The 25836-nt window shown below is 61.6% G+C and carries 17 protein-coding genes; 5 read left to right on the forward strand and 12 right to left on the reverse strand.

Going from position 1 to position 25836, the window contains the following annotated elements; all coding sequences use genetic code 11:
• Positions 1-4 precede the first annotated feature (4 nt).
• Together OZ411_RS00720 and OZ411_RS00725 are read left to right on the forward strand one after the other, a co-directional pair.
• The gene (locus OZ411_RS00720; protein ID WP_130576759.1) at positions 5-1015 is read left to right on the forward strand and encodes a nitronate monooxygenase family protein; all 1011 of its coding nucleotides are present in this window, start codon (positions 5-7) and stop codon (positions 1013-1015) included.
• Positions 1016-1140: 125 nt separating this feature from the next.
• The gene (locus tag OZ411_RS00725; protein ID WP_130576758.1) at positions 1141-2346 is read left to right on the forward strand and encodes an ABC transporter substrate-binding protein; all 1206 of its coding nucleotides are present in this window, start codon (positions 1141-1143) and stop codon (positions 2344-2346) included.
• Between the two features lie 130 nt (positions 2347-2476).
• On the opposite strand, the gene OZ411_RS00730 is transcribed toward OZ411_RS00725, so the two are convergent.
• Positions 2477-3304 (reverse strand): enoyl-CoA hydratase-related protein, encoded by an 828-nt coding sequence (locus tag OZ411_RS00730; RefSeq protein ID WP_130576757.1) that lies wholly within the window; start codon positions 3302-3304, stop codon positions 2477-2479.
• 185 nt (positions 3305-3489) lie between these two features.
• Between OZ411_RS00730 and OZ411_RS00735 the strand changes: the two genes are divergently transcribed.
• Positions 3490-4515: an aldo/keto reductase gene (locus OZ411_RS00735; protein WP_282526372.1), complete on the forward strand. Its 1026-nt coding sequence runs from the start codon at positions 3490-3492 to the stop codon at positions 4513-4515.
• Between the two features lie 45 nt (positions 4516-4560).
• Here OZ411_RS00735 and fabF read toward each other — a convergent pair whose 3' ends face one another.
• Together fabF and OZ411_RS00745 are read right to left on the reverse strand one after the other, a co-directional pair.
• A complete protein-coding gene (gene fabF, locus OZ411_RS00740) occupies positions 4561-5823 on the reverse strand; it encodes a beta-ketoacyl-ACP synthase II (protein ID WP_282526373.1) in 1263 nt (420 codons plus the stop codon).
• 175 nt (positions 5824-5998) lie between these two features.
• Positions 5999-8896, reverse strand: a complete 2898-nt coding sequence (locus OZ411_RS00745; protein WP_282526374.1) for a winged helix-turn-helix domain-containing protein — start codon at positions 8894-8896, stop codon at positions 5999-6001.
• A gap of 173 nt (positions 8897-9069) precedes the next feature.
• On the opposite strand from OZ411_RS00745, the gene OZ411_RS00750 reads away from it, so the two are divergent.
• A complete protein-coding gene (locus OZ411_RS00750; RefSeq protein ID WP_282526375.1) occupies positions 9070-9759 on the forward strand; it encodes a nuclear transport factor 2 family protein in 690 nt (229 codons plus the stop codon).
• Between the two features lie 202 nt (positions 9760-9961).
• Here OZ411_RS00750 and OZ411_RS00755 read toward each other — a convergent pair whose 3' ends face one another.
• The 7 genes from OZ411_RS00755 to OZ411_RS00785 form a co-directional block, all read right to left on the reverse strand.
• Positions 9962-10810, reverse strand: a complete 849-nt coding sequence (locus OZ411_RS00755; protein WP_282526376.1) for an oxidoreductase — start codon at positions 10808-10810, stop codon at positions 9962-9964.
• A gap of 111 nt (positions 10811-10921) precedes the next feature.
• Positions 10922-11362, reverse strand: coding sequence for a nuclear transport factor 2 family protein (locus OZ411_RS00760; RefSeq protein WP_282526420.1), 441 nt, complete (start codon positions 11360-11362; stop codon positions 10922-10924).
• Between the two features lie 104 nt (positions 11363-11466).
• On the reverse strand, positions 11467-12270 hold the full coding sequence (locus tag OZ411_RS00765; RefSeq protein ID WP_282526377.1) for an SDR family oxidoreductase: 804 nt from the start codon (positions 12268-12270) through the stop codon (positions 11467-11469).
• 46 nt (positions 12271-12316) lie between these two features.
• A complete protein-coding gene (locus OZ411_RS00770) occupies positions 12317-12730 on the reverse strand; it encodes a heme-binding protein (protein ID WP_282526378.1) in 414 nt (137 codons plus the stop codon).
• 180 nt (positions 12731-12910) lie between these two features.
• Positions 12911-14152, reverse strand: coding sequence for a GTP-binding protein (locus OZ411_RS00775; RefSeq protein ID WP_282526379.1), 1242 nt, complete (start codon positions 14150-14152; stop codon positions 12911-12913).
• A 6-nt stretch (positions 14153-14158) separates the two neighbouring features.
• Positions 14159-18721, reverse strand: coding sequence for a DUF4082 domain-containing protein (locus tag OZ411_RS00780; RefSeq protein WP_282526380.1), 4563 nt, complete (start codon positions 18719-18721; stop codon positions 14159-14161).
• A gap of 2272 nt (positions 18722-20993) precedes the next feature.
• On the reverse strand, positions 20994-21362 hold the full coding sequence (locus OZ411_RS00785; protein ID WP_130576751.1) for an H-NS histone family protein: 369 nt from the start codon (positions 21360-21362) through the stop codon (positions 20994-20996).
• Positions 21363-22105: 743 nt separating this feature from the next.
• Between OZ411_RS00785 and OZ411_RS00790 the strand changes: the two genes are divergently transcribed.
• Positions 22106-22474 (forward strand): H-NS histone family protein, encoded by a 369-nt coding sequence (locus tag OZ411_RS00790; protein ID WP_130576749.1) that lies wholly within the window; start codon positions 22106-22108, stop codon positions 22472-22474.
• A gap of 238 nt (positions 22475-22712) precedes the next feature.
• Here OZ411_RS00790 and OZ411_RS00795 read toward each other — a convergent pair whose 3' ends face one another.
• Both OZ411_RS00795 and OZ411_RS00800 read right to left on the reverse strand, forming a co-directional pair.
• Positions 22713-24191: an exopolysaccharide biosynthesis polyprenyl glycosylphosphotransferase gene (locus OZ411_RS00795; protein WP_130576747.1), complete on the reverse strand. Its 1479-nt coding sequence runs from the start codon at positions 24189-24191 to the stop codon at positions 22713-22715.
• Positions 24192-24490: 299 nt separating this feature from the next.
• Positions 24491-25819 carry a polysaccharide biosynthesis/export family protein gene (locus OZ411_RS00800; RefSeq protein ID WP_130576745.1) on the reverse strand — a complete coding sequence of 443 codons (1329 nt, stop codon included), beginning with the start codon at positions 25817-25819 and terminating at the stop codon, positions 24491-24493.
• Between the last annotated feature and the right edge of the window lie 17 nt (positions 25820-25836).

Genomic DNA, 25836 nt, shown 5'->3' on the forward strand with positions numbered 1-25836 from the left:
CTTCGTGAAGACAGCGATCACTGAACTGTTCGGCATCCAGCATCCGATCATCCAGGGCGGCATGCATTATGTCGGCTTTGCCGAGCTCGCCGCCGCGGTGTCGAACGCCGGCGGTCTCGGCATCATCACCGGGTTGACGCAGAAGACGCCGGAATTGCTCGCCAAGGAAATCGCGCGTTGCCGCGACATGACCGACAAGCCGTTCGGCGTCAATCTCACCTTCCTGCCGAGCTTCACCGCGCCGCCTTATCCGGAATATATCGCCGCGATCCGCGAGGGCGGTGTCAAGATCGTGGAGACCGCGGGCCGTAGCCCCGAGCAGTACATGCCGGCGTTGAAGGCCGCCGGCATCAAGGTGATCCACAAATGCACGTCCGTCCGCCATTCGCTGAAGGCCGAGAAGATCGGCTGCGATGCGGTCAGTGTCGACGGCTTCGAGTGCGGCGGTCATCCCGGTGAGGACGATATCCCGAACATGATCCTGCTGCCGCGTGCGGCCGATGAACTGAAGATCCCGTTTGTGGCCTCGGGCGGCATGGCTGACGGGCGTAGCCTCGCCGCGTCGCTCGCGATGGGCGCTGACGGCATCAACATGGGTACGCGCTTTGTCGCCACGAAGGAGGCGCCAGTCCACGACAACGTGAAGCGGGCGCTGGTGGAGGCCACCGAGCTCGACACCCGCCTGGTGATGCGCGCGCTGCGCAACACCGAGCGCGTCCTGAAGAACAAGGGCGTCGATCAGCTTCTCGAGATCGAGCGCGAGAAGGGCGCGAGCATCAAGATCCAGGACATTCACGAGCAGGTCGCGGGCGTCTATCCCAAGGTGATGGTCGACGGCGAGATGGATGCCGGCGCCTGGAGCTGCGGCATGGTGGTCGGACTGATCCATGACATCCCGACGGTGCAGGAACTGATCGACCGCGTCATGACCGAAGCCGAGCAGATCATCCGGACGCGGCTCACCGGCTTCCTCGACGGTGTCGTGGCGGAGGCGCCGGCGCGCGCGGTCGCCTGAGAGGTCTTTGAGGTTTTCGACATGTTGGCTGGTTCGCCTGAGCGGGCGGACCGGGCCGCGGGCGTATGCCTGCATTTCTTTTAAACGATTGGCCTGCGCGTGACGGGCTTTGGAGGGAGGGAAGCATGAAGATGAAATTGAGTGTGGCGGCGGCATGCCTAGCGGCGTCGCTGCTGGCGCTTCCGGCTGACGCCGCCGACGAGCCGGGCGTCAGCGCGACCGAGATCAAGATCGGCGGGATCTTTCCGTTCAGCGGTCCGGCGTCGTCGATCGGTCTCGTCGGCCGCGGCGTGCTCGGCTATGTCCAGATGATCAACGATCGCGGCGGCATCAACGGGCGCAAGATCAACTATATCGCGATGGACGATGCTTACAGTCCGCCAAAGGCGGTCGAGCATGCGCGCAAGCTCGTCGAAAGCGACGAGGTCGCCTTCATCTTCAGCCAGCTCGGGACACCAGGCAATTCGGCGACGGCGAAATATTTGAAGGCGAAAGGCGTTCCTTCGATTGCGATCGTCAGCGGCTCGAGCAAGTTCACCGATGTTGCCGAATTTCCGCTGACAACGACCGGGCTCGTCAGCTATCAGACGGAGGGCCGGATCTATGCGAAGTTCCTTGAGCAGACGCTGCCCGGCAAGAAATACGCGATCCTGTTCCAGAACGACGACCTCGGCAAAGACTATGTCGCCGCGTTCAAGTCGATCTTGAAGAGCGATTTCGACAAGCGCGTCGTCACCGCAGCCTATGAGGTGACGGAGCCGACCATCGATTCCCAGGTGGTCAACCTCAAGAGCTCCGGCGCAGAAGGATTCTTCATTGCGGGCACGCCGAAATTCGCGGCGCAGGCGATCCGCAAGGCGTCCGAGATCGGCTGGAAGGCAACCGTGATCCTCAATTTCCCGTCGGGCTCGATCGGAGGTACGTTGAAGCCGGCCGGACTTGAGAATTCGAAGGGCGTCATTGTCGGCACCATCAACAAGGACCCGACCGATGGGCGATGGGACGATGACGAGGGCGTGAAGGCCTATCGCGCGTTCTTCGAGAAGTACCTGCCCGGCGCCGACATCCAGAACACCAGCTATCTCACCGGCTATATGCAGGGCATGATCCTGGAGCAGATCCTGAAGCAGTGCGGCGATGACCTGTCGCGCAAGAACATCATCAAGCAGGCGAAATCTCTGAAAGACTTTGTGGTCCCGACAGCGTCGCCCGGCATCAAGGCCAATACGTCTGACAGCAACAACATGGTCTGGACGCAGTTGCAGATGCAGCGTTGGAGCGGCACCAATTGGGAACCGTTCGGCGCGATCCTGGATGCGAATTCGGAATGATCTCGCTTTCTCCTGTGAGTGCGGTGAGGAATTGTAGGGTGGGCAAAGCGAAGCGTGCCCACCGTCCACGTTCGGTGCAAGGAAGGTGGGCACGCTGCGCTTTGCCCACCCTACGGCGCCGGTGCGTCTCTTACTGGCCGTGAAATACCGGCTTGCGCTTCTCAACGAAGGCGCGCACGGCTTCGTTGTGGTCGTTCGTGCGCGCCGCGCGGACCATATGCTCGGCTTCCAAATCCATCGAGGTCAGAAGGTCGGACGCAAGGGCGTGGTCGAGATTGTCCTTGATGTAGCCAAGCGCGATCGGCGGCCCATCGGCGAGTTGCTGTGCCAGTTCCAGCGCGGTCGATCGGAGCTGATCGTCAGGGACGACGCGGTTGACCAGTCCGAACGCTTCGCAACGCCTAGCGTCGAGACGTTCCGACAGGAACATCAATTCGCGCGCGCGGGCCGTTCCCGCCAGCCGCGTCAGCAGCCAGGCGACGCCGTAATCGCCGGACAGGCCGATGCGGGCGTAGCCGGTCGCCATGATGGCGGATTCGGCTGCGATCCGGATGTCGCAGGCAAGCGCGATCGCGAGGCCTGCGCCTGCAGCAGGGCCGGGAAGGGCGGCGACGGTGGGTTTGCGGACGGCCACCAGCACGCCGGTGAGCGTGCGCTGCCTCTCCTGGAGAATAGCGACACGCTCCTCCAGCGTCCGTTCGGGCCGGGCAATGCCGCTGCCCATGCCCTTGACGTCACCGCCGGCGCAAAAGGCATTGCCCGCGCCCGTGATCAGGAGGGCGCCAATCTTGGGATCGTCGCCCAGGCTCTTGATCATGCGCCGCAAAGCCGGGGTGAGATTGTCCGAGAGCGCGTTGCGTGCCTCAGGCCGATTCAGCGTCAGGATGGCGACGCGCCCGTCGATCTGGCACAGCAATTCGCCGGTTCCGGTTTCAACCTCGGTCAGATCCTCCGACATGGCAAATGCCCTCACGATTGTATTTCGATCATAATATGATAGAGCGAGTCGTGCTGCAATAGAGTGTCAAGTCACTTTGACTCCGCCATGTCATTCCATCCGCGCGCTTGCACCGGTTCCGGATTTGAATACGATCCTGCGGCGGCCGTTGGATGGGCCGCATGCACGAAGCGCGGAGAATACAGATGGAATACCGACGTCTGGGAAAGTCAGGGTTTAGCGTGCCCGCGCTCAGCTTCGGGACGGGCACCTTCGGCGGCGTTGGTCGCCTGGCCCCGTGGGGCAATACCGATGCGACCGAAGCGCGGCGGCTGGTCGACATCTGCCTCGATACCGGCGTGTCGATGTTCGATACCGCTGATGTCTACTCCATGGGCGAGTCCGAACGCGTGCTCGGCCAGGCGATCAAGGGGCGGCGCGACAAGCTGCTGATCTCGACGAAGGCGAGCTTCCGTAGCGGCGAAGGGCCGAACGATATCGGCTCGTCCCGTCAGCATCTGCTTGCGGCAGTCGACGGTTCGCTGAGCCGATTGGGGACCGATTATATCGACCTGTTCCAGCTGCATGGCTTCGATGCGCTCACGCCGCCCGAAGAGGTGCTCGCAACGCTCGATGTGCTCGTGCGTTCCGGCAAGATCCGCTATGTCGGGGTCTCGAATTTTTCCGGCTGGCACCTCATGAAGGCGCTTTCGGTTGCCGACAAATACGGCTTTCCGCGCTACGTCGCCAACCAGACCTATTATTCGCTGATCGGGCGCGATTATGAGTGGGAGTTGATGCCGCTCTGCCTCGACCAGGGTCTCGGCGCGGTGGTGTGGTCGCCGCTCGGCTGGGGCAGGCTCACTGGCAAGATCCGGCGCGACCAGCCGCGGCCGGAGGTCAGCCGGTTGCCGCAGACGTCTTCCTTCGGACCGCCGGTGCCGGATGAGCACCTCTATCGCGTCGTGGATGCGATCGACGAGATCGCCAAGGAAACCGGCAAGAGCGTATCGCAGATCGCGCTGAACTGGCTGTTGCAGCGACCGACCGTCGCCACGCTGATCGTCGGCGCGCGCAACGAGGCGCAACTGCGCGAGAACCTCGGCGCGATCGGATGGGCGCTGACCAAGGAGCAGGTCGCCAAGCTCGACGAAGTCAGCAAGGTGACGCTGCCTTATCCCTATTGGCACCAACGCTCGACCTTCATCGACCGTAATCCGCCGGCGGTGTAAGACGGGTGAGCGGGGTCGCGCGTGCGACGTCACCCCGCAACATGATCACGTCCAGCGCCGCAGGATGATGCTGGCGTTGACGCCGCCGAAGCCAAACCCGTTCGAGATCGCGTGCTCGATGGCCATCGGCCTGGCTGCTCTGGCGACGAGATCGATGCCTATAGCCGCATCGTCAGGATTCTCCAGATTGAGGGTGGGCGGCGCCACCTGGTCGCGGAGAGCGAGAACGGTGAAGATCGCTTCCAAGCCTCCGGCCGCGCCGAGCAGATGTCCCGTCGCCGATTTGGTTGCGCTCACTGCGAGCTTGCCCTCGCGCCCGAACACCGACTTGATGGCTTCGATCTCGGAGTGATCGCCGGCGGGCGTCGAAGTCGAGTGCGCATTGAGGTGCTGGACCTGGCTGGGCTCAAGTCGCGCCTGACGCAAGGCGAGTTCCATGGCGCGGCGTGCGCCATCGCCGTCTTCGGGGCCCGAGGTGATGTGGTGGGCATCCGCGGTCGTGCCATAGCCGATGATTTCGGCAATGGGCCTGGCGCCGCGCTGTAGCGCATGATCGAGTTCCTCAATGACCAGCATGCCAGCGCCTTCGCCCATCACGAAGCCGTCGCGGTCCCGATCGAAGGGACGGGATGCGCGCTCGGGCGTTTCGTTGAAATCGGTCGACAGCGCCCGCGCGGCGGCAAAGCCGCCGAGGCTGACGAGATCGATACAGGCTTCCGCGCCGCCGCATACGGCGACATCGGCTTCACCCGACCGGATCAGGCGCGCGGCATCGCCGATCGCTTGCACGCTTGCGGCACAGGCCGTGACGGGCGCGCCGATCGGACCCTTGAAACCATAGCGGATCGAGATGTGGCCGGCCGCGAGATTGGCGAGGAACGACGGCACGGTGAACGGCGACAAGCGCCGAACGCCGCGCTGATCGGTGGTACGCACCGCTTCGACGATCGCCGGGAATCCACCGATGCCAGATGCAATGACGGTCGCCGTCCGCTCCATCGCGTGGGCATCGGCAGGCGTCCATGCAGCCTGCGCAATCGCCTCGGCCGCGGCGACCAGCGCGAACAGGATGAAACGGTCCATCTTGCGCTGGTCCTTGGGCGGTGCGCCGAGATCGGGATCGAAGCCGCCTTCGACATCATCGGCCTTGGTCGGCACGATCCCCGCGACCCGCGCCGGCAGCGCGGCCGCCCATGCCGGCAGGGTACGAAGCCCCGATCGTCCGGCAAGCAGCCGCGACCATGCGAGCTCGACGCCGCAACCGAGCGGCGACACCAATCCCATTCCCGTAACGACGATGCGGCGCATCACAACAACACCCTGTGCTCTTGACCCTGCGAGAACGGTCCGTTCCCAATCGGAACTTGTGTGCTCACAAATGGAAAGTCGAGTGGGCGGCGCGCAATTTCATGCTTGACAGATACTCGCGTCCCTTCAGCGGCCACGCTGTGAACCAATCAGCGATGCGGTTCAGACAGGCCGGCTAGGCCGAAGATATCTTCGGCATCGAGATCGATGTGGAACTCATCTCGCTGAGGAGCCCTTTGGCCGCCCGCAGATCGGCCGTGTCGAAACCCTCGGTGAATCGACCGCAGATTTCGGCAAGCATGGCGTGCGCTTCGCCCGCATCTTCCTGACCGATCTTCAGCCGGGCGAGACTCATGGCCGTGCGGAGCTGCAGCGATAGTGCGGAGTGGCTCCTTGCCAGCTCAAGCGAGCGCCGCAAATTATCTTCCGCCGCGGCCAGATCGCCAGCCTGCGCGAGCAGCGTGCCCTTGGTGCGCAGCAATTCCGGCAGATCCAGCGAACCGCCATTCGCGTTGACGATTGCGATCGTGTCATCGAGCGCAGTCATGGCTTCGTCCAGCCGGCCGCTCGCACCAAGGCCGTCGGCCAAGGCCAGACACAACCCGCCGGTATAGAGTTCGTAATGATCCGCGCGCAACTTCGTCAGCGCCGCACGCAGCAATTCGACGCCACGTTCGATCTCGCCGCGGTTGATCAACACGGCGCCCTTCATGCCATTGCCCACGGCGATATGCGGCCCGAGCGAATACTTGCTCGCATACGCGATCAACCGATCGGCCCGCTCTTCGACCGCATCCCAATTGCCGATCCATCCGAATACGTTGGCGCCCCAGATCGTCACGATGCAGACAGGCACTGGACTTCGGACATTGATCGCTTCCTCGTCCGCCTTCCTGACGGCCTCGACCGCCTGATCCGGAAAGCCGAGCAGCCAAAGGACGCGGCTCCGGCCGATCCGGGGGACGCGACCGGCATTGAAAGCACTGGTGTCTGTGATCTGAGACGGACGCGGCTGCCAGGTTTCCAGATGAGACAGCGCTTCGGGCTGGTTGCCCACGAGATGATGGGAAGTACTGAGCAATCGGTGCGCGGCGGACAATCCGACGGGATCGGCGATCTTTTGCGCAACGGTCCAGGCGCGCTCGGCGAGCGCCAGCGTGTCCTGATATTTTCCGGCCCGCAATCGAAACATGTGCAGATCGCTCAGCAGCCGGAACTGATAGAAGCGGTCGCCCAACTCTTCCGCGAGTTCGAGGCCCCTGGTCATCGCAGCGAACGCGCGTCCGCCATCTCCCCGCGTGAACATCGTCGAATGGCCGAACGCCGCCTGGAGCTGCATTTCGGACCGCGTCGCGTCGGTTGGCGGGCCGAGTACCGACAAAGCGCGCTCGGTCCACCGGGAGCATTCGTTCAACAGCGAGAATTTTGTGAACAGACGGGCGGCTGACGCGGTCAGCGCAACGGCAAGATCCTGGTCGCCGTTATCCGAGAAACTGTATTCGAGAGCCGCGCGTATGTTACCGAGGTCCTCGGCCGGGATGTCTTCCTTTGCGTGAGGATCGACCAGGGCTTCGTTTGTGTGGGTCCGTTCCAGACGGTCCTGCCAATAGCGCGCATGGCGCCGACAGGCGGAAGACGCCTCGCCGAACTCCTCCAGCTTCGCGCGGGCATAGGCGCGCGTCGTGTCGAGCAGCCGGTAGCGCATCGAAGCATCCGACACGCTCGTCGTCGAGATCAGGGATTTGGCGACCAACTGCTCGATGGCGTCGATAACGTCGGACGGCTCAAGCTCATCGTCGGCCGCCACCGCTTGCGCCGCCTCCAGCGTGAAGGTGCCGACAAAGACCGAAAGCCGGCGGAATATGGTCTGCTCGCGATCGGTGATCAAATCATGACTCCAATCGAGCGTCGCGGTCAGGGTCTGGTGGCGGGGCGACGCCGTGCGCCGGCCGCGCCACAGCAGTTTCATGCGCTTGTCCAGCAGGGCCGCCGTCTCGCGCAGGCCGTGGGTGCTGATGCGGCCTGCCGCCAGTTCGATCGCAAGCGCGATACCGTCCAGCTTGCGGCAGATCTCCGCGACAACAGGAGCGTCCGCATCGGTCAGCTCGAACAGGTGATTGCCGGCGACTGCGCGCTCGACCAGGAGATGCGCGGCGGGAAAGGAGAGGGTACGTTCGGCGTCCAGGTCGCCATCCTCAGGCGGGCTCTGCAGCGGTGCCAGCCGATGGACATACTCGCCCTCGACGCGCAGCGGTTCGCGGCTCGTGGCGATGATGCTCACCTCGGGCACCTCCAGCACGAGGCGCTCGGCCAAATTCGCGAGAGGCTCGATCACATGTTCGCAGCTATCAAGGATCAGGAGCGAGCGGCGGCCGCGAAGAAAGTTGATGATCGCCGCAGACGGATCGCTCGACTGAACCGGCAGTCCCAGCGCCGATGCAACAGAGCCGGGCACAAGTCCGGGAGCGCTGAGCACGGCAAGGTCGACGAAGTGCACGGCGGCGCCGAAGTCGGCGACAAGCAGGTGCCCCAGCGCAACGGCGAGCGTGGTCTTGCCGATGCCGCCGGGGCCATGAATGGTGATGAGCCGGCGATCGGTTATTTGTCTTGCCAGATCGCCGATCAGCTCCTCGCGGCCCACCATGCGCTTCAGCCGCGGTGGAAGGCGCGCGGGTTGCTCGGAGCGGGCAGGGGTGACGACCTGGAGAATGGGGTCCGGGGCCAACGGGCGGTCGGCCTCGCGCACAACAGGAGAAACGAAGCAATATCCGCGGCCGGTCACGTTGACGACGTAGCGCGTACCCGAATTTCCATCTCCGAGCGCCTTTCGCAAGCCGGTGATGTGGACCCGAAGGCTGCTTTCGTCGACGATGATATCGGGCCAAACGCGCGAGATCAGTTCCTTCTTGCTGACCACATCGCCTGCACGCTCGACCAGGGCGATGAGAATATCGAGGGCACGGCTTCCTAAGTTGACGGGGACACCGTCCTTTTCAAGGAGGCGCTCCGTCGCGAACAGCCGAAACGGGCCGAATGTTGCGCCTTCCACGGGGCGGGTGAGATTGCTTGCCATACGCCCTCATCTACGCACGCAAGGCGAGGCCGGCGGCATCGCGCGTGTCGTCCAGTAGCTGCCCTTCACTCCCATGCCGTCGTGACGTTCGCAATTATTCGCAAGACTTAACGGGCCGCCGGCAGGCGCGAGGCCTATCTCTCTGTCTGTCACTTCATCGGATCTCGGCATCAATGTCTGCAAAGCTCCCATCTGCGGTTACCGAATTGCTTCAGGCGCTGCGAAGGCGCGACCTGTCGGCTTTTCTTGCGGCATTCGCCGACGACGCTGTCATATGCGATATCGAAGCCGAATACGGCGTAGGAAACATTCGAGAGTGGAGCGATCGTTTCTTCGGCAGCGGGATCACGGTGCAACCCATCAACGCGGTTCGACGCAGTGGACCGACGATCGTGACCGTCATGATCCATGGTGCCGATGAGAACGGCATCGACGGCGCAACGCAGCTCGATTGGACGTTGTCGATTCGCGACGAGAAAGTCTCCGCGCTCGCGATTGCGAGATCTGTCGTGCCCGAATCGCCTGCTCCTGTGACTGCCTTCATCCTGGCGATCAACACGTTCAATATCTCTCGGCTGCTGGACAGCTTCGCCGACGATGCGATCGTCAACGATCAGCTTCGGGAGTGCCGGGGCAAGGCCGAGATCAGGGCCTGGGCCGAGCGCGACATGATCGGAAACCGTATCACGATGTATGTCGTGAGCGTCTTCAAGCGCCCCGGTATTGCGGTCGTGGCCGCCAATGTCGACGGGGAATTTGATAGGAGCGGGTTGCCTGACCCGCTTGTGCTTTCGTTCTATTTCACGATCCATGACGAGAAGATCATTCAACTGATAATTCTGCGCAATGAACCTGATGTTTAAGTTGTCGACCTCAACATAGCTTTGCGGAGGGCACCCTGGAAATGCGACCTTTTGTGTCGCAGCTCGCAATTCATCATCGGCTGCGAGCACGGGCAGCGTAAAAAAAGCGAAGAGGAAATGGAATAAAATCCGGAGGGTAAGATCGTCCTCCGGTCGGCCGGCGACGTTGAGTGATCGATCGCCGGCCCCCGGAGCGTAACCGTCAGGTGCCTACCGGCCCAGGCTGTGCGAAATCGGTCGAGACCGAAACCGCGCGCCACTCAGCGAGGATCGCGGCGTCGGACACATGCTTGGCTTCGATGGCGGCCACCGTGTCGCTGCCGAGCGGCAGGCGCACGGGCGGATTGGCTGCCGTCGCAAAATCGACGAGGACCTTCGCCAGCCTGTCGGGATCGCCGGGCTGTTCGTGGTTGAGATCAGCGGCATGGGTTCGCACAGCCCCCGCCGTCTGGTCGTAATCCGCAATGCGCGCGGGGCTTGCTGCCAGCGAAGAGGAATCCAGGAAGTCGGTCCGGAAATAGCCGGGCTCGACCACCGTGACATAGATCCCGAGCGGCGCCAGTTCGGCATGGAGCGCCTCCGACAGCGCCTCGACCGCGAACTTGGTCGAGCAATAGACGCCGAAGCCGGGACCGGCCCGGTACCCGCCGATGGAGGAGATGTTCAGGATGCGTCCTGAGCGCTGCGCGCGCATGTGGGGCAGGATGGCGCGGGTCACATTCAGAAGGCCGAACACATTGGTCCGGTAAAGCGCCTCGACCTCGGCGGCCGTCGCCTCTTCGACCGCGCCGAGCAGGCCATAGCCGGCATTGTTGAGGAGCACATCGATCCGCCCAAATCGCTCGATCGCGGCTGCAGCCGCAGTAGTGGCTTGTGTTTCATCCGTCACGTCGAGCGGAAGCGGCAGCAGGTTGGGATGATCGCCGAGGCGCCTCGTGACAGCGCGGTGGTTGCGGGCGGTAGCGGCGACATTGTCGCCGTTCGCCAGGGCCAGTTCGGCAATCCGCGCGCCGAAGCCGCGGGAGGCGCCAGTGATGAACCATGTGCTCATGATCTTGGGCTCTCGATTGGTCATGCTGGAGGATTGGATCTAGTAGCTGATCCGCCGCTTCCGGAACTCCCGGCCGATACCCGGCCGGGTCTCCCAAAGCGGCGGCTGCAGTCAGCGTACCGACTGTTGAGCCGGCTGAACACGGGTCCACAGATCGTTGAACGCGATGCTGTCGAAGAAGGCCGATGCCTTCGCGATCTTGTCATCGCGGAGGTCAAGGAACCAGGCATAGGTGTTCTCATAGGGCACGCCGTCTCGCGCCGTACCCTTGGCGTCGAAGAAGATAACGACGGTGTTGCCTTCCGCGTAGATGTTGCGGATCGCCGGCTTTAGGCCTGTGCTCATGCGCGCATTGAACGGCCGAATGACCTCCGCCATGAAGGCTTCGCGGCTCGGATAGGTCTTGGCCGCGAGCGACCTGCCGGTGATGGTCCAGACCGCGTCGTCGGCGAGCAACTCGTACGGGCCTCCGGTGCCGGACGCCCAGGCGTCGAATTTGGCCTGGATCAACGCCTTGTTGCGCGCTTCGCGTTGTTCACTTGCCTGACCCATGGTGATGCCTCCAAGCAGGGTTGAAAGGAAAATTGCGACGAAGAGCCGTGACATGACTTCCTCCTTCGGATTGCGCAGGTTTGACATCGGTTGTACCTGCGTGCTCAGATCTGGTTTTCCCATGCCGCGATCTGATGCGCCTTGAGCATGTCCTCGGTCGCTTTCGGCACCACGTTGCGGAATTTTCCGGTGTCGGCGGGAACGATCTCGATCATGCGGTCGATCATCTCGCGGGCATCCAGGTGTCCCTCGGGCGCGGAGAGGAAGTCGTCGAATTCCTTGCGCAGGGCGGCGCGCTTGGTGATGTGCTGGCTGTCGTCGAGCCAGCGGAATGGTGCATCGGCCATCGTTTCATTGTAGCCGGTGTAGAAGGCGCCGGGATTGATCGTCTGCACCGCAATTCCATACGGCTTCAGCTCTTGCTGCAGCGCCTCGGCCACCGATTCCAGTGCATGCTTGGTAGAAACATAGACGCCCCAATTGGCCGGCGTGAACAGGCCGCCCATCGAGGACGTGAACACGATCTTGCTCTTCTTCTTGATGTCGATCCATCGGCGGATGAACCCTTGCGTGAGCTGGAGCGGCAGGAACACGTTCACCTCATAGTTCTTGCGCACAAGATCAAGCGGGATTTCGAAGACGGGACCGGCTTCGCCCATGCCGGCGTTATTCCACAGCACGTCGACGTCGAGTTTTTGCGCAGCGGCCACGTCATAGGGATCGGTCAGGTCGAGACGTTCGACGCGGAAGTTCTTGAGGCCGAGCGCCTTGGCTTCCTCCCGCAGGGGAGTGACCTGCGACGCAACGTGCACGGTGGCGATGATGTTGTGGCCGTTCCTGGCCATGCCGATCGCTGCGCCTTTGCCGAGGCCGGATCCGGCACCGGTGATGAGAATGGTCTTGGACATAGGGTCGTTCCTTTTGGCTGGTGGGGTAATGGGTTGAGGTTGGGGGTCAGTGAGTCGTTGCGTCGAATGCAGCGAGGCCGGCCTGCGCGACTTCGACATCCTGCGGAACGGTGCCGCCGGACACGCCGAGCGCGCCGATCACGGTGCCATCAGGCCCTTTGAGCGGGATACCGCCGCCAAAGGTGGCAAGGCCGCCATTGGTCAGTTGCAGACCGGGCGCGGGAGCGCCGGGCTTGCAGTACTCCCAGACGGCGTCGCTGTTCGCCTGGAACAGGACAGCGGTCGACGCCTTGCGGATCGCGATGTCGATCGACGCCAGCACCGCGCCGTCCATGCGCCTGAAAGCCTTGAGGTGCGCGCCGGCGTCAAGCACGGCGACGACCACGGGAAGCCCGATGTCGCGCGCCTTGGCCTCCACGCCATCGATGATGGCCTGCGCCTGGTGAGAGTTGAGTTGCATAGTGTCGATCTCCGGCAAGCTGGTTGTTCGCTGCGTCCGGAAGATCGGCTATCGGTGGGGCGACCGCGAGTTTAGTGTTGTGAGGAGCCGCGAAGCCTCATTAGCGCCTGCTCTCGAGAAGCAGGTGCCGGTTTTCGAAAAGATCGTTGCAAAACAACGGGCTGACCTGGATGTGCACTATCAGGCGGACGCACCTGCGTGCTTCTCTTGTTGAGAAGCATTCCAGGGTGGAAAGGGGTCGTCGAGGCTGCGCCAGCAGTCCGGATCGAACCCATTTTCGCAAGGGGTGAGGCAGGCATCGAGCGAGGCGCGGATCTGTGCCTCGTCCATGCCTGAGCCGATGAAGACGAGTTCCTGGCGGCGATCGCCCCAGTCGTCATCCCAATGGCTATTGATCTGCTCCTGAAATTGCTGATGGCTGGGCCATGCCGGCTTCGGAACGGTTGCCCACCAGAAGCCCATCGGCTCGCACCGACGCTGAATCCCGGCCACGGACAGCACACCTACCCAATCCGGACGGGTGGCAAGCCAGAAATGGCCCTTGGCGCGAATGACGCCCGGCCAGGGTTGGTCGAGAAAAGATCGGAAGCTGACTGGATCGAATGGGCGCCTCGCCCGGTACACGAAGCTTGATATTCCGTACTCGTCGGTCTCCGGCACGTGAGCGTCAGGGTTGTACAGCTCCTTGTGCCAGAGCGGATGGGTCGCAGCTCTCGCTTCATTGAAGAGACCGGTGCCAAGCAGCGCCTTGGGAGGAATCTTGCCGAAATCGGCTTCGATCTGGCGCGCATCCGGATTGAGTGCCGCAATGATCTTCCGGAGCGACGCGCGCGTCGTGTCCGCCACTTCCGAGATCTTGTTGATCACCACAACGTCGGAAAATTCGATCTGCTCAACCAGGAGATCGATAAGCGTGCGCTGATCGTTTCTGTCGCGCATCTCGCCGCGCTCGCGGAGCAGTTGACGGCTGCCATAGTCGGCGAGCATGCTCGTCGCATCCACGACCGTAACCATTGTGTCGAGCCGCGCGACATCGGAAAGCGAGACGCCGCCCTCGTCGCGAAAACAGAACGTTGCCGCGATAGGAAGCGGCTCGGCGATCCCGGTTCCTTCGATCAGCAGATAATCGAAGCGCCGTTGTTCGGCGAGTCGCCTGACCTCCTGCAGGAGGTCGTCGCGGAGCGTGCAGCAGATGCAGCCGTTGCTGAGCTCGACGAGGCTCTCGGTCGTGTGCGACAGGTCGGCGCCGCCATTGCGGATGAGGCTTGCGTCGATGTTCAGTTGACTCATGTCGTTGACGATGACCGCGACCCGAAGACCGTCGCGGTTCATCAACAGATGATCGAGCAGCGTTGTCTTGCCTGCGCCGAGAAATCCGCTCAGCACGGTCACAGGCAGCAAATCTCTCCCGTCCGCTCCCATGCAACCCTAGCCGACCAGTTGTGGTTGGAACACAACGTCCGCCCAGTAATTGGCCGAGTTGAACGAATTGGTCGGGAATAGCCCGGTCGTGCTGTTGCCGCCATAGCCATAGACGCCGTTGCCGCCCGCGCTCGCACTCGAGGGCGCCGTCAGCGGCCCGCTAGTGACGGGAGAACTGAAGCCGCCGCCGTTCGCCACATACGCACCGGTGGTGTGATAGGACGCGATGTAAGTCGTGTTGGCGTTGATAGAGACAGGCGTCGGAAGCTGAACCGTCTGCCAGCCGCTCGCCGTCGTGTTGGTGAAGGTGGCGGTCGCCAGCCTGGTGCCGGTGGCGCTCCAGAGGTCGACGACATCCGGGCCGGTGTCGTTGGCGCTCCGGTAGAATTTGAGCGCGGTAATCTGGCCGGCGACCGAAGAGGTGAACTTCACCCCAAGTTCAACCTGCTGGCCGTCATTGAAATTCCCCGCTGGCGTGCTGGATGCGCTGAACAGGCTGACCGGTGCAGGCGGGGGCGTGGTGGACACGGCGATATTGAAAGTCTCGCTGGTGGCAGCGCCCGCAAGATCGGTAGCTGTCACCTTGATGCTGGCGGTGCCGACATTGGCGGCCGCCGGCGTGCCGCTGAAGCTGCGTGTGGACGCGTTGAATGAGAGCCAGGTGGGCAGGGCGGTGCCATCGGCGGACGTGGCCGCATAGGTCAGGGTGTCGCCGGCGTCGACGTCAGTGAAGGTGTTGGCGGGCAGCACCAGCGAGAACGACGAGCCGACGGTCGCGTTCTGGTTGGCGGTCTGGGTCGCGAGCACCGGTGCGTCATCAGCGCCGTGAATGGTGATGGTGAGCGTGGTGGTCGAGGTGAGGCCGGCGGTGTCACGCATGGTGTAGCTGAAGGTGTCGGTCACCGTGTTCGTCGACAGCCGCAACGCCTGCACGGCGGAATCATTCTCGCTGATGGTATAGGTGAACGTACCGTTGGCATTGAGCACGAGGCTGCCGTGCGCGCCGGCGAGCGCGGTGCCGAGCGTGCCCGTTGTCGCACCAAAGCTGACCGCGGTGACGGTCTTGGTGTCGCCGGCATCAGGATCGGTGTCGTTGGTAAGGACGTTGCCAGTGGCGGACGAGCCGCCTGAACCGTTGGCTACGCCGCCTTTCTCGGTCGCGTTGGCGACGTCAGCGACAGCCGTCGGCGCGGTGTTCGACCCGCCACCCGATCCGGACGGAATGAACACGACATCGGCCCAGTAATTGGAGGCGTTCCAGGTGCTGGTGGGGAAGATGCCGGTGGTGTTGGTGCCGCCATAGGAGTAGACGCCGTTGCCGCCGGCGGTCGCCGTCAGCGGCCCGTTGGTGACGGCGCTTGTGAAGAAGTTGTTGGTCGCAACATAGGCGCCGGTGGTGTGATAGGAGGCGACGTACGTCGTGTTGGCGGTGAGGGTGACGGGCGTCGGCAGTGCAACCGTCTGCCAGCCGCTGGCCGTAGTATTGGTGAAGGTGACTGTTGCCAGATTGACGCCGGTCGCACTCCAAAGGTCGAGAACGTCAGGACCGGTGTCGGTAGCACTGCGGTAGAATCTGAGCGCGGTGATCTGACCAGCCACGGAGGTGGTGAACTTCACGCCGACTTCAAGCGCCGAGCCGTCATGGAAGCTGCCGCCGGGTGTGCTCGATGCGCTGAACAGGCTCACCGGCGTTTGCCCTGGTGCCAGCACGGTGAGGCTGACATTGGCGGTAGCCGTGCCGCCGCGGCCGTCCGAAACCGTGTAGGTGAAGCTCGCGTTGCCGGTATAGCCCGCGTCGGGCGTGAAGGTGATGGTGTTGTTTTGCGGATTGCTCTGCACGTTGAGCGTGACGGTCCCGTGGCTGGCACCGCTCACCGCGGTGATGGTCAGAGGATCACCATTGGCATCGCTGTCATTGCTGATCAGGGACGCGGCGGTAATCGTAACCGCCGTGTTTTGCGTCACGTTCGGCCCGACGTCGTTTGCCGCCACCGGCGGCACGTTGGTGTTACCCGAGGAGGGGTTGAACATGACGTCAACCCAGAAGTTCGTCGCCTGGAACGTGCTCGTCGGGAACAGGCTGGTGCTGCCGTAGGCAAAGACGCCATTGCCGCTGGCGGGAGCGGTCAGCGGTCCGTTGATTACGTCAGCGGTGAAGAAGTTATTCGTGTTGGAATAGTGGCCGGTGTTGGTGTGATAGGAGACGGTATAGATTTGTCCAGGCGTCAACGTGATCGGAGTGGAGAAGATCGCACTCTGCCAGCCGCTCGCCGTCTCGTTGGTGAAGGTGACGGTCGCAAGCTTGACGCCGGTGCTTGACCAGAGTTCGCCGGTGTGGGTGCCTGTGTCCTGGCTACTCTTGTAGAACCGCACGCCGGTTACGGTGCCCGCGACCGAAGCCTGAAACCTCACCCCGAGTTCGACCGCGCTCGCGTCCGTGGTGTTCACGACGGCGGGGGTTGCTAATGGTGAGAACAGCGAGACGTAATTCGGCGCCCCGACGGTAACGGTGCGGCCGGTCGAAGGCGTTTCGAGATTGATGCTGTCGTCGACCGCGCGCGAGAGGATGGTGTAGGTGCCGCTGACCGGTGGCGACCAGGAATAGGTCCAGTTCTCGTCGCCGGTGGCCGGATGCCAGGTCGCGCCATTGTCAGTCGAGACTTCGACGCTGGCGATCACGCCGCCCCCGAGATCCGCGGCCGTGCCGGAGATCGTGACAATGGTTCCTGCAGTAACGGATCCGAGCGGGGTGATCGTGGAGGTCGGCGGCGTGTGGTCTGTCGAGGCGGTGGCAGCGACGAGCCCCGATTGAAGCGTGCCCGGCTGAACGCCCATGTCGGCGAGCGTGTTGACCATCGCCTGTTGCGCGCGCGAATCGGTCGGCGTCGACTGCAGGTCGTGATTGTCGCTCAGGGCCCAGGGCCAAAAGACGGTCCCGGCACCGAAGACCAACGCGCCGCTCGCAGCACGATAGAGCGTGAGGCTGTGCGTCGAGATGCCATTGCCAGTCGTGTTGCCGTAATCGAGCAAATAGCTGCTTACGGGCAGGGTCGTCGAGGAGAGCCGCACCAGGCCCGCGGGATCAAACCCGTTGTCAACCGCGTCGTCCCACTCATAGCCGAGATAGTTCTGGACCAGCGACGCGGTCTGACCAGGCTGCAGATTGGCAATACTGGTGTTGCGCCAGAAGCGCAAATTGGCGTCGTCGTACGGGATTTGGATCGACTGCAGGTTGGTACCGACGTCATCGACGTCGAAAAGCTGTCCAGTGAGCGAGTTCTCCGGGTTGCCGCCGCCGATCGCCGGCGGGCTGAAACGCGGGTCGCGGAAAGTGCCTGTCCATTGGTCGGTGGGATCGATCGAGGCGTTCGCCCATGTCTCCTTGTAGGAAATCAACGTGCGATAAGCGCTCGCGTCGCTGCTGATGCTGTTGCCCCAGCGGGTGCGCCAGTAAACTTCGTTGCCGCTCCAGAACATCAGGTTGACGCCGGCATCGCGCGCGGCCTCGACATTGGTACGCTGCTGACCTGACCAGTATTCGTCGTGGCCGGCATCGACATAGGCTTTATGGTTGAGCAGCAGACTGCCGAAACGATCGGCGTCAACTCCCGCCATGTAGGAGACATCGTAACCGTTCTGCTCCAGCCAGTAGATGCCTGCGTATTCGGCGCCGAACAGATAATCCTGCGGCCCGGCAAACGTCCCCACGCCACCCCGTGTGTCGATCGGGCGATTGTAGCTTACCGCGTAGGCGCGGCCGGCGCCTTGGCCCGTCGCAGGTCCGTTGCCGCCGTAGAAATTGGCTCCGCCCCATCCATTGTAAGCCTGCCAGGTCTCGTCAGAGGTTTGAAATACGACATCGCTGTGGCTGCTGTCGTCCCGCACGATGAAGGGGATTTGATTCTCGCCAGACGTTCCATCCAGCCGCGTGAGCTTTGCGATATAGACGCCCGACACAGCATCCGCGGGAACGTCCCAACTCGCCGAGACGGACCAGTTGCCAGCGTCGACCAGTCCCGTCGTATTGTCCCGCAAGGGCGCGGGCTGATTCTGCAAGCCGGTATGATCTATCGTCCCGACCTTTCGGGCACCCATGCCTCCATAATATCCGAGGCGGTAGATATCGATCCTGTAGTGCGTCGAATTGGTATTGATCTTGAAGCTGACCGTCGTGCCGTGATTGACGCTGATGTCCGTGGCGAAGCCCTCGATGTTCGAGTCGCCCGCGCCGTCGATGCCCCACTCGCTTTCGGGATTTCCTTGCTTTTGATTTTCGAGGACGATCGGGTTGGTTGATGTCGCAGCAGCCGTGGCGTTCGTTGTCGCAGCAGCCGTGGTGGTCGTTGTCGCGGCGGCCGCTCGGAGGCCGGGTGATGCCGCCGGCGCGACTTGCGGCGTGGCGGTTATGACCGAGCCGCCCAGAATCCCGATCTGGCCGGTCATTGTGGTGCCGCTGGCGGTCTCTCCGCCGCCAGGGAGCTGCGTCCAGTTCGCCACTGGTGCCACATCCTGCGTCGACATGGCGGCGCTTGTGGAACTGCCGATGAGTCCGGCCTTGTCGGTCGGCACGAAATCGGCTCCGGATCCCCCGCTATGCACCATCTGACCAGCCAACTGCGTCCCGTTGGTGTTGCCCTGACTCATCGCCTGGGTTGGGCAATTGATGTAGCCGCACGAACCGCAGCAAAGCGGTGCACTGGCCGGGGTGGCCACTGCGGGGGTCGTGGGGAGCATGGATCCGGTGATACCCGCGGCAACGGCCGGCGAAGGGGTGCCGCCGAGGATCACGACGGGATTTGACGTTGCGGCTTCAGCCGTCGCGGAGACAGAGGTGGGGCTTGTTGCCGCCGACGCAGCGAGTTCGGCCTTCGCCGCTCCAAGGGACAGAGGCGCTATGAGCGCATGGGCGTTCGCCGACGTTTCCGGCGACCGCAGCGCTGCCAAAGACAAGAACCAGTTTTCGTCTCCCGCAATGGATGCTTCGGTTTCCGGTTTCTTCCCGCGCGGGAGGACGCGTTGCCAATTCTGCAATCCGAGAGCGACACGGCTCCAACCAGAAGCTTCCTCAAAAGCCTTCGTCATATCTGTGTCCTCGAGAAAGAGGGGGAATAAGCCTGAAAAAACCGATCGAGGGGGCAGCCGTCGAGATCGGAAAGGCCTCGGAGCGGCGGCTTCAATGTCAGGGGACCGAGCGCCATCGCGGTACCGCGCGGCCGTGCCGATGGGGATCGTGGGACCGCGACAGGGCGCGTGGCGGCTCGAGAGCTCATGCTTCTCGACACGGCACCCGGCCGTGACTGCAGGCTCGTCTTTGCAGTGGTTGCCGCGACCATGGCACTTTCCCGCTAGCCCCAACGCGATAGGTCGGCTATGAAATTAAATAAGGTATTTAATATTATTTTACCCATTAGTCGAGCGGTAAATTTGCCGCAAAAAATCACAATTAAATCAACGTGTATAACGACATATCCTCAACCTGAGCGGTGTGCGTGTAATACACAAATGCGTTATCCGCTCCTATTTTGCGCTGGATTAAATTCGTGAGGGTCCTGCATCATCGAGAATGTTTGGATGCGGACCGATCCATAATTAAATGCTTAATAATAAATGAGACGAAGAAAAATAAATAATATAATAATCCCGGTCTGGGCCTCGAGCCCTCGGGGACGCACAACGCGAACGCGCGGCTTCCCAGCCAAGTTCTGCTTATTGAATTTTGCTGATCCGATTTCAGAGAGATTTAGACCGGGAGCCGTCGATGGATCGTCATGCCGAGTTCAAGCTAGTTTGCGACAATTGCAACTCACTGAGCATTCGGATTGACCTTGCTGAGGGGGCTCCGTCCTCGACCCCGATCCGGTGTGGCCATTGCGATGCGCCCCGGGGCACGTTGGGTAACCTTCGACGCCTTGCCAGCAAATGTGATTCGCTCAAGTCCGACCTGGACAAGGCGTTCTTTCCAGCGAGACGTACCCCTGACGCGCTTGAAGGCGGTGACCTGCGATAGGGTCCGGAGGCGCATTTCCCATCGTTGCCGTCTGTGGGGCTTTCCGGCCAACGGTCATACGTCGTCCGGCTCGCCCGCGTATGAGCCGAGCGTTCCCCCACCGCAACACTCGCGCGGCGAATTCGTCGCTTCCACGCGGGGTGCATTCAGCGGGCGACGAAACCAGTCACTGTTCTCGGGATGGTCGCGCCGCCGGATAGACTGGCAGGAGCGCACTGCAGCATCGGCGCTATACTTTTATCCGCGAGCGAGAGTCGACTATTGCAAGCCAGCCACACAGAGATCTCGCTCGCATATGCGGGAAGTGTTTAGTTCGATTTGAGAAAAGAGGTAAGGACGCTTCGCGTCGCGCCCGATTTAAGTTGCTTCGTTTCGTGGCTCGATTTAAACTGTTTAAAGCGGACGCGAGTTAGTCTTTCGTCCGGCCGTCGAATTTCCGGGCGGAAGTTTGCGAGACATGCGATGAATTTTCATGCGTAAAATTGTCGCAGGCGGGATGAACCATCATCGATGATCGCCGACTAACGAAAGTGACGATTGCCGACCACCGGTCATTTGTTTGGGTGAGGGGGTCAATAATGAGAAATATTTATAAGTCGAGTGATTGCGTCCTTTGGGATTCCCTTAACGCGATCAAGCAGGCGCAAATTCAGCTTCATCTTTTAAATGGTGAGGGAGCCAACCCAACCGTCATTGCCTCCCGAATTCAACTCTGCGACGTTCTTCTGGGTGAGATTTCGGGCATCCGTACCAGTCTCGCCAGACATCTCGAGTATACACGCGGCGCGGCGCCTGTTCAGTTGCACAGCTAAGATATCTCGGCGAACGACGCGCTCAGGAGCGGTGAGCGTTGTCGTCCGTCGCCTTCTCGCTGTTCTCGATCCTGAACTCCTCCAGCTTGCGCCCGGACTGCAGCGCGGCGACGAGCCATCGGGGTTGCTTGCCGCGACCGGACCAGGTTTCGGTTGGCTCCATCGGGTTGCAGTATTTCGGCGGCACCCGTGGATATCTGCGGCGCGGCCGTTCGGCGCCCGGCTCGGAACCTGCATTATCCTGCATCGGCTCGGGCGGATTAAGTTGAGCCAGGCGTTTCTCCAGCTCGAGCTTCTCTGCCGTGATTCTCTCCGACAAAATCTTCGTGATCTCTTCGTGGAGGAGCCAGAGCTCGTCGAAAGTCATAGTCTCTAAATCGGATTTGCGCATCGTGCTCTCGCGACCAATTTGAGCCTGAGCGGAGGCAATTTCTCTACAAAACACACTCTCTGCTCAGGCGATAAAAAGCGCTGAGCGCCGACGTGAATGGAAGACATTATATGTGACATAAATATTATATCCAATGATTTATTTAATGCTTGATAATTCGTTTTTTATTGGCAAGCTATAGCGGAATTTCAGACGATCTACGGAGTTTAAATAAATAAATAATTGTGCGGAAATGTGGTTTAAGTTGGTATTGTAAGGGTTTGAGAAATGGACCGTATTGAGCTTCCCCTCTGCCATCTTCATGAGACCGTCAGTCGCTTTGTCGTCCCCTCCGCCGCCCTGCGGGACATTCGCGCCTTGCAGGCCCAGATCGAGCTTCGACGTCTCGCCCTGAGGGATATCGAGGTAATTCGCTGCCGGCTACGGCCGCTCATGCGGCGGAGAAGCAAGCGCGTTATCCCGAGCCTGCGTAAGAGGGATGGGAGGCGATTGCGCCAGGCGCCGGCATTCCGCGCCAGGGGCCTGCGCGAGTCCTGCGCCGTGTAGCCTCTTCAAATTTGGTAACATATCTTATTGCGAGTTCCCTTGGGCTGTTGCAGCTTCTGGAATAGGCTGTGGGTACATAAATGTATGCACGGCGGATTTATCCAGAACTTGCCGGGGAACTTTTTGGTATTCCCCTTGATTAATAATGAACGAGGCCATATGACAGCCGATTATTAAGGCGGAACTGCGGGACGACCATGTCGGCGAAAGAAATCGAACTAAAGTCCATGTCTTTAGATGATCTCTGGTCACTTCATGAAGAGATCAGCGCGATATTGTCGGCCCGGATCGAAGCGGAAAAGCGCGAACTTGAGAAGCGGCTGGCGGTTCTTAGCAGGGGTGTGAGTGGCGCGCGTGAGTCGGACGATGCGCGCGCGCTCCAGGGCGGGAAGCCGCGGCGGAAGTATCCGAGAGTACTGCCGAAATACCGTAATCCGAAGACTTCCGAGACCTGGTCGGGCCGTGGCAAGCTGCCTCGGTGGCTTGTCGCCGCGATGAAATCAGGAAAGAAAATCGAAGAGTTTCGGATCAGCGAGAGCGGTTCGAAGGGCCGGCAGCGCGCCTGATCCTCGACGAAGTCCAGGATCGCAAATCCTCGATATCTGGTCGACGGACGACAGCTTGGACAGCATGCGAGCCATGCCATCCGGGCTTAACCGTCTTGCGTTCGTTCATTGGTGCCCCATTGCCGAGGGCGGCTTCGATCCGACCCCTGGAGCGTTTCCGGGCGACGTGGATACCTGCTGGTGTGAAGGAAAAACGTGCCAACAGCGTCGGTTCTGATGCGATCAGAACCGAATACGGTCAAAAGGCGTTGCGCGCGCGCAATACTTCCATTGGGGTCCGGAGCAGAATTGCGAGATCCAGTCGTAGACTCCAGTTGTCGATGTACCACAGGTCGAATTCGACCCGTTGCTCGATCAGGGTCCTCGTGGGCGTCGGGCCGCGGCAACCATGGATCTGAGCCCAACCGGTGAGCCCGGGCTTGACCCGCCGGCGGAACGCGTAGTGCTGGACCGCCTCGTCGAATTGACTGTCGTGCGCCATCGCATGCGGTCGCGGTCCGATCAGGGACATGCTCCCTTCCAGGACATTCAGGAGCTGCGGCAGCTCGTCTATGCTCGTCCTGCGCAGCCACTTGCCAATCCGGGTCACGCGACTGTCGGCGGGCCCGGCTTGGGTGATCGAGGGTCCGTTCTCCAGCACACGCATGGTGCGAAACTTGTAGATCGCAAAGCTCCGGCTGTTGAAGCCGCAGCGTTGCTGCCTGAAAAGGACGGGGCCTGACGAGTCCAGCTTGATGATGACGGCAACGAGCGCCAGCAGCGGCGCCAACATGATCAGGCAAATCCCAGCGCCGATCAGATCAATGCTTCGCTTGGCGGCGCATTCAATTGGGGTGAGAGGCCCGCGCTGCACCTCGACGCCTATGGCGCTTCCGAGATCCCGGGTCGGTCGCGCGAACATCTCCGATGCAGCCCCGACCGGAACGAAGACGACCGGAAACGGCAACACTCTTAGCTCGGCCACGAACTCGCGCAACTCGCACCATCGGTTCGGATCTGCTTCCACAATGATCTGTTCAATGTCGAAGCCGCGTGCATGCCGGACGACAAGGCCGCTAAGTCGCCTGCGGTAGCTTGAACTGGCGCCGGGCCGAGGCAGGCTGAAATGTCCAGCCAAGCGAAATCCCAGTGCCGTGAGCGCCTCCGCCAACCCGGTGTCCTGCGATCGCGCCTGGTCCGTGATCAACACCACATTGCCGCCGGAAAATTTCCGGTCGTTGAGGCCCTTCGAGAGCAGGGCTCTCATGACGCCCCGATGTCCGATCAGCATCGCCAGGCCGACGACGGCAAAGGCGATGCCGGCGCCGCGGGAGAGTTCTGCGCCAATGTTGAAGGCGCCGACCGCTCCGCTGAGCAGAACGAACACGAATATCCAGGAGAGGCAAACGGCGTGGACTTGACGGCGAAATGCGAGCAACTCAGGTGGCCTGTACATGCCTCGCATCTTCAGCAGGGAAACGTAGAGCGCCGCGACGACGATTGCGGAGCCTACGGCCTTGCTGACATCGGCTGCAGTCGCGCCGGCATACAGCCGGTAAAGCAGTGTGGAAAGAATGCCGGCGATCAGGATGATCGCGACGTCGCTGCAGGTCGCGAACAACTCAATGGAGCGATAGCGGATCGGCCATTTTCGTTCTGACTTCAGCGGTGGACTGAAGCTACGAGCGGCAAACTCGCCGTGGACGTCCGCTGCAATGTTGCGGCTTATGAAATTCATGGCTTGCTGAAATGATCAAGGGTGGCCCGTCTTAACCATTATTTAATGTATAATAAACTATTAAATAGAGCAACGATTAATTGCAAAATTAAATGAATTAAATGCGACGCTCGTTCTGGGCCCGCGCGTCGCTGGAGCGGCTCCTGTAGCCGCCGGGCGCGCATCCGGGTGCTTGGGCGGCACGCGATAGCGCTTCTCGCTGCCCATGTGGAGCGGCGCGGTAGCGGCGTAATGGACGCATGATCTCCTCCCGGAGATCATGCCGTGCCGGCAGCGTCGCCGGGCATAAGCCCGCCGAATCACCGAGTGATCGCTGGTGTAATTGTGACCGATGGTGAAGTAATTGGCGTCGGTGTCGTGATCACCGTGCTTGTTCCGCCCGCGGTGGCGGCCTTGAGTGCGTAGCCGTTGGTCGCGTAGATGATCGGGTCGTTTGCCGTGGCCAGGACCGTTCGCACGAAATTCAGGAACTTGGTGGTTTCGACCGTGGCAGAGTTGGACGTGTAGATGACGTCCTTGTTCCGCATTTCAAAGGTTTGAGCGAGGAAATAACCCGAAGGATCGCGGAAATTGATCAGATAAACTATAGGAATGATCGGACCCTTAAAGGGCCTGCAATCGACGCCCATTTCCTTGGCCACCTCGCGCGTCTCGCCCCGATACAGGAAGACCGACGACGGATCAGCCAATCCATCGTTCATGCCGCCCTGCTTGCCTACCGCCTCGGCTAGCGAGATGCGCCACGCATCGAACTTGAATTGCCCCTGCAGGCCGGACGCACCGAACGCGACGAAGGTCTGCGGTTGGCTGTAGAGATAGATGACGTCGTTCGGCAACACGTAGATGTTGTTGGAAGGCTCGTACATCAATGCGCCGAACGGGACGCTAGCCCGGTGTCCCTTGCGCTCGAGCGAGACCCACATGTCATAGCCTTGCGTCGCAGGTCCGCCGGCGCGCGCGATGGTGTCGATGATGCGCTCGGCGGACGGACTCGCACGAAAGCGGCCGGCGTTGCGCACGTCGCCAAGCACGCTGACCAAGGACGTGTTCTGCTCGGCCAGAGCCACGACGACCTGCGGCTCGAGGGCTCGGCCCTTGAGCTTATCCGTGACCTCGTCACGGATCTCCGATGGGGTGCGGCCCAGCGCCCGGATCGTGCCCGCGTACGGAACGGCAATATATCCCTTCTCGTCCACCGCCTGGTTTGGAACCGTAACGAAGTTGCCGGCGCGGACGCCGGCGTCCGATGTAAACAGGCCGCCGGCTGCGGATTCGAATATCGTGATGCTCACCGTGTCGCCCACGCCGAAGCGGAACGCCTTCGCCGGCGCCCTGTCGGCAAAGGCCGAGGACAGCCTTGGCGTATAGCGGCCGAGGACTTCGACAACCTCGGGCGTCAGCTTAACCAAGGCGTAGGGGAGGGTGGCAGGCTCAAGCCCTTCCGACGCCGATCGGACATCCGTCGCCAGCGGGCCGGATCCAGGCGTGATAATGCACCCGGCACAAGATAGCGCCAGGAGGCCAGCAACGATCCTCCCACATGTTTGCAGCGCAATAATGGTGATTATCCCCAAGTCGTCCCAGTAGGGGTAAGGTACATTAATACGCGATTCAGGCCAGCGAATCATCGCGTTAATCTGAAATG

Origin of the sequence: Bradyrhizobium sp. Arg237L (assembly GCF_029990105.1) — a bacterium.
Lineage (GTDB): Bacteria > Pseudomonadota > Alphaproteobacteria > Rhizobiales > Xanthobacteraceae > Bradyrhizobium.